Below are 4,959 nucleotides of genomic sequence, written 5' to 3'. Positions count from 1 at the left end.
CGGAATTCCAAAGGCAAAGGCACAGATCGACGAGGCAGTTGCCCTGCCGATGCCGGGAAATGTTGCCAGGATCTCTGGATCGGGTGGCAGCCTGCCGCCATGTTCATCGATTACTTTTCGGGCGCACTTCTGCAGGGCAATAGCCCGCCGGTTATATCCCATCCCCTGCCATATGAGGAGGATATCAGCGAGGGATGCGGCTGCAAGTGTTCTGAAATCAGGAAAGGTCTCCATGAATGCCGGGAATTTACTGCCAACACGTTCGACCTGCGTCTGCTGGAGCATGATTTCGGAGACCATGATGGCGTAGGGATCAGAAGTCTTTCGCCAGGCGAGATCCCTCCCGTGAAGCCGGTAATAATCAAGAACGGCTTTCTGGAATGTCTTCACTGATGGCGGATTTTTCAGGCAGGGAATATCCGCGCCGGCCTGCTCACGGCCGGACTGGCGCCCGGGTGTCTTCGGAATTTTCACGTTGTCCGGTCAGGATTGTGAATCCGGGGATAATAACCGTTCTGGTACCGGCAACTTTCAGGGAAAGGAAACGTAGATCCTGTCATCAGATCCGCTTGAACATTGTATCGAGCTCTTTGCGGGTGAACCGGATCATGGTAGGCCTGCCGTGCGGGCAGGTGAAGGGATTCTTTGCCCGCCTCAGCTGATCCACGATACGCTGGCACTGCTCGCGCGTGCAGACAGTTCCTGCTTTGACAGCCCCCCTGCAGGCAACGATACGGGTGATACGCTCACGATCGCTGACAGAGACGGATGCTTCTTCGCTGGTGAGGTCGCTGATTATCCCGTCGATAATTGTGGTATCCTCGATCCGGCCGAGCACAACCGGCACTGCACGGACAAGGAACGAATTGCCGCCAAAACCCTCGATAATAAAACCTTCGGAAGCAAGTGCCGGCAACAGGTCACGAATTACCGCTGCCTCCTTTGGGGTCCGGTTGAGAACGAACGGGCTGATAAGTTCCTGCGAAGGCCGGTTTTCCCGGGACTGTGCCGTGACCTGCTCATAGAGAATCCGCTCGTGGGCGGCATGCTGGTCGATGAGGAGCAGGTCGTCACCGGCCGTACGGGCAAGGATATAGATCCCCGAGAATTCGCCTATTACGTTGATCTCAGGCAGGAGCGACGGAACCAGACACGTCAGATCGGAGGAGACCGGCAATTCTGTCTGGCGAAGCCGTTGATCTGTCAGGAGCGTTCCGGCATGGGTACTTTCGTATACCCCGGCAGGAGGGGGCCCTGCGGATTCCCTGGTGTAGGTTTTTACTGCGGCCGTTGGTTTTTCTTCACCGGGTGGATGCACGACCGGTGCAGCACCTGCCGCCGGGATGAGATCATGGGAGAGCAGGGCGTCCCGGACGGATTTTTTGATCATTTCGGCGATATCCTTCTCCCGCGAGAGCCGGATCTTTTTCTTTGTCGGGTGGACGTTGACATCCACGAGCGTCGTATCGATCGTGAGGTGCAGGAACGCCACAGGGAAACGCTCCCTTGCAAGGAGTGTTCCGTAACCGGCTTTTATCGCATCATTGATCAACGGTGACGTGACGAACCGGTGATTGACCGAGACGTACAGCCGCGCACGGTCCTTCCGGGCAAGCGACGGACAGGAGACATATCCCTTCACCGTGACAAGCGGCAGGACTGCATCCAGCGGGACAAGGTCGGGGATGATACTGCTGCCAAAGAGCCGGGCAATCGTATCCAGCGGGCGCGAAGTCCGGTCCGTGATGATCTGTTCCGTGCCGTTATATGAGAGGCGGAAGGCGATATCCGTATGAGCGAGACAGATCCCTTCGATAATATCGTGGATATGGGCAAGCTCTGTATTCCTGCTCTTCTGGAACTTCTTCCGTACCGGGGTGTTATAAAAAAGATCTTCGACCAGAACACTCGTCCCATCCGGTGCCCCGGTCCCCGACGTTCCTGTAACCTTTCCCCCCTCGATTTGGATCCGGGTTCCGGCAACAGCCCCGCTGCCTTTCGGCTTGGTGATGAGAGTGACTTTTGCCACTGCTGCGATGGTTGCCAGCGCCTCCCCGCGGAAACCGAGCGTGCGGATTGTGTGGAGATCCCCGATGGTTTTTATCTTGCTTGTTGCATGCGGGACAAACGCGAGCCGGGCATCTTCCGGTGACATGCCGCATCCGTTATCCGTAACGCGGATGGCGGTTATGGCGTCCTTCCCTGCCGTGATTTCTATGGTAATAAGACCTGCCCCGGCATCGATTGCATTCTCGACAAGCTCCTTGACAACCGAAGCAGGGCGCTCGACCACCTCACCGGCAGCTATCTGGTTGATCGTTGCCGGATCGAGAATATGGATGCGGTGTGCAGGGGCAGGGGGGTTCATGCAGGATCACCGTCATTCAGGCCCTTTTTCAGTTCCGCCAGCTTTCCCAGTGCCTGCAGGGGAGTCATGTCATCCGGATTCAGGGAAGCAAGGGCCCGCAGAACAGGGTGATCGGCCGTCGGATTCCCTTCGGCATCATCAACCAGCAGTATTTGGGTATAACGACGGGGTTTCATCCCGGCCGGAATACTTCGGTTTGCTTCTTCTGAGAGGAGCGCATCAGCGCGATCGGTCACCTTCTTTGGGATCCCTGCGAGCCGGGCTACATGAATACCATAGCTCTTGTCTGTTGCCCCGGGGATCAGTTTCCTCAGAAACACTACCTCGTCCTTTGTCTCTTTCACGGCAAAATGGTAGTTTTTCACCCGTCGCAGGTTTTCTTCGGCCGGTATGAGCTCGTGGAAGTGGGTTGCAAACAGGGTCTTTGGCCCGGCATTCCCTTTGCCGTGGAGGTACTCGAGAACAGCACGTGCAATAGAACAACCGTCAGCCGTGCTTGTCCCCCTGCCGATTTCGTCAAGGATGACCAGGCTTTTTCCGGTGACGTTGTTGAGGATGTTGGCCAGTTCGAGCATCTCGACAAAAAACGTGCTCTGGCCACTTGAGAGGTCATCAAATGCACCGACCCGTGTGAAGATGCGATCAATGATCCCGACAGCGGCATGCCGGGCCGGCACAAAGCTGCCTGCCTGTGCCATGATGCAGATGAGTGCACAGGCCCGCATGTACGTGGATTTCCCGGCCATGTTCGCTCCGGTGATGATCAGGATCTGCTGGTCACTGCCCGACAGTTCCACATCGTTGGGAACGAACCCCCCGGCAACTCCCTGCTCGACAACCGGGTGGCGTCCGTCGCGTATTACCAGGGTATCCCCCGTGTTCAGCTGCGGCCGCACGTAGTTCCGGCTGCATGCGGTCTCCGCAAGGGCTGTGGCAACGTCAAGAGCTGCGATGCCCGCAGCAATCGTCTGGAGGCCCGGTACAGAGGATCTGAGCGATTCGAGAAGTCCCGCATACAGTTCGCGCTCCAGTGCAAGGACTTTCTCGTCGGCATTCGTTATGAGCGATTCCTTCTCGCGGAGCTCCGGAAGGGTATACCGCTCGCCCGTGGCAGTGGTCTGTTTCCGCTCGTAATGCGGAGGCACGAGCGAAATGTTGGGTTTTGTGACATCGATATAGTAGCCGAATATCCGGTTATACCCGATCTTGAGTGATTTGATACCGGTCTTTTCCCGTTCCCGCTCCTGCAGCTGGACAATCCAGTCTTTCCCGGAATGGAGAACTGTATGAATCTCGTCAAGATCGCTTGAGAATCCCCTTCGGATAACCCCGCCGTTGCGGGCGATCGCGGGAGGGTCATCCGTGATCGCCCTCCGGATGAGGGAAACAGTATCGGGAAGCTCCCGCATGTCCGCGAGCGCATTTCTGATGAGGGCCGGGATAGCGTTGTCATCCGAAGTCCCGATCAACGCCTTCAGCGCCGGGAGTGCATCAAGCGAATCCGCAAGGGCAAGCAGGTCCCGCGGGCCGGCATTGCCATAGGATATCCGTGCGGCGATCCGCTCGATGTCGGCTACCTTTGTCAGACCCGACCGGACAGCAAGGCGGAGGGCTGTTTGGGAGAAGAAATAATCTACCGCGTCAAGGCGGGCATTGATCCGTTCGGGATCGAGCAGGGGGCGTGTCAGGTGCCGGGCCAGAAGCCTGCTGCCCATCGGAGTCTTTGTTACATCGAGCGTCGAGAGGATGGTTGCCCCTTTCGCTCCCCCGCGGATGCTCTCTTTGATTTCGAGGTTCCGCATGGTGACCGCGTCAAGCATCATGGACTGTGATGATGCCCGGGTTGAAAGGCTGTTCACATGGTCCAGGGAAGAGCACTGGGTTTCCTTGGCATAGAGAAGCGCTGCACCGGCTGCTCCGATCACAGCCCTCTCGTCATCGCACCCGAACCCGGCAAGCGTCGCGACCCTGAAATGGGATAGGAGAGTTTTTCGTGCAGGATCCGGAAGAAAGGCCTCGTCCCGGAACCGCGAGATGACAACACCGCGTTCGCGAATCGTCTTAAGCAGCGCATCGGGAACCGTCGACGGGACGATGCATTCGGCTGGCCTGTATCGCGCAATCTCGGATAGGAGGTTGTTCAGTCCCGTGTCATGATCCACAAGGGAAGCGAAGAACTCTCCGGTCGTTATGTCGAGAAGGGCTGTCCCCCAGGCACTGCCTTTTGTTTCAGGGCAGAGCGCCATCAGATAGGTGGCTGCTGACGATGGGAGCATTGCCGAATCGATCACCGTTCCGGGGGTGATAATACGGCTGATCTCCCGCTTCACGATGCCCTTCGCAGTCTTCGGGTCCCCGACCTGTTCGCAGACCGCAACCCGGTATCCTTTTCCGACAAGTTTTGTGATATATCCTTCGGCTGAATGGTACGGGACGCCGGCGAGGGGGATCCGGTTGTCACCGCTCTTCGATCGCGACGTGAGTACGATCTCCAGTTCACGGGCGACCAGTTCGGCATCGCTGTTGAAGGTCTCGTAAAAATCACCGATCCGGAAGAAGAGGATGGTATCCGGGTGCTGTGCCTTCAGCTG

2 protein-coding genes and 1 pseudogene are annotated in these 4,959 nt (G+C 57.4%); all 3 read right to left on the bottom strand.

What is annotated here, in order from left to right; all coding sequences use genetic code 11:
• A pseudogene (locus tag A4E33_RS08485) lies at positions 1-474 on the bottom strand (hypothetical protein); the annotation flags it as partial.
• Positions 475-559: 85 nt separating this feature from the next.
• A complete protein-coding gene (gene mutL, locus A4E33_RS08480) occupies positions 560-2,368 on the bottom strand; it encodes a DNA mismatch repair endonuclease MutL (RefSeq protein ID WP_292347267.1) in 1,809 nt (602 codons plus the stop codon).
• Positions 2,365-4,959: DNA mismatch repair protein MutS (mutS, locus tag A4E33_RS08475; RefSeq protein ID WP_292347266.1), on the bottom strand; the 2,595-nt coding region annotated here is incomplete at its 5' end. The genes mutS and mutL, both read right to left, overlap by 4 nt.

This window comes from Methanoregula sp. PtaB.Bin085 (assembly GCF_002067035.1).
In the GTDB taxonomy this organism is placed as follows: Archaea; Halobacteriota; Methanomicrobia; order Methanomicrobiales; family Methanospirillaceae; genus Methanoregula.
Note: the sequence above shows the minus strand (reverse complement) of the source record. Positions and strands in the feature narration are given on the sequence as shown.

Excerpts from the sequence above, each read along its gene's own strand:
- mutL (WP_292347267.1), bottom strand. The coding sequence starts at position 2,368 with ATGAACCCCCCTGCCCCTGCACACCGCATCCATATTCTCGATCCGGCA.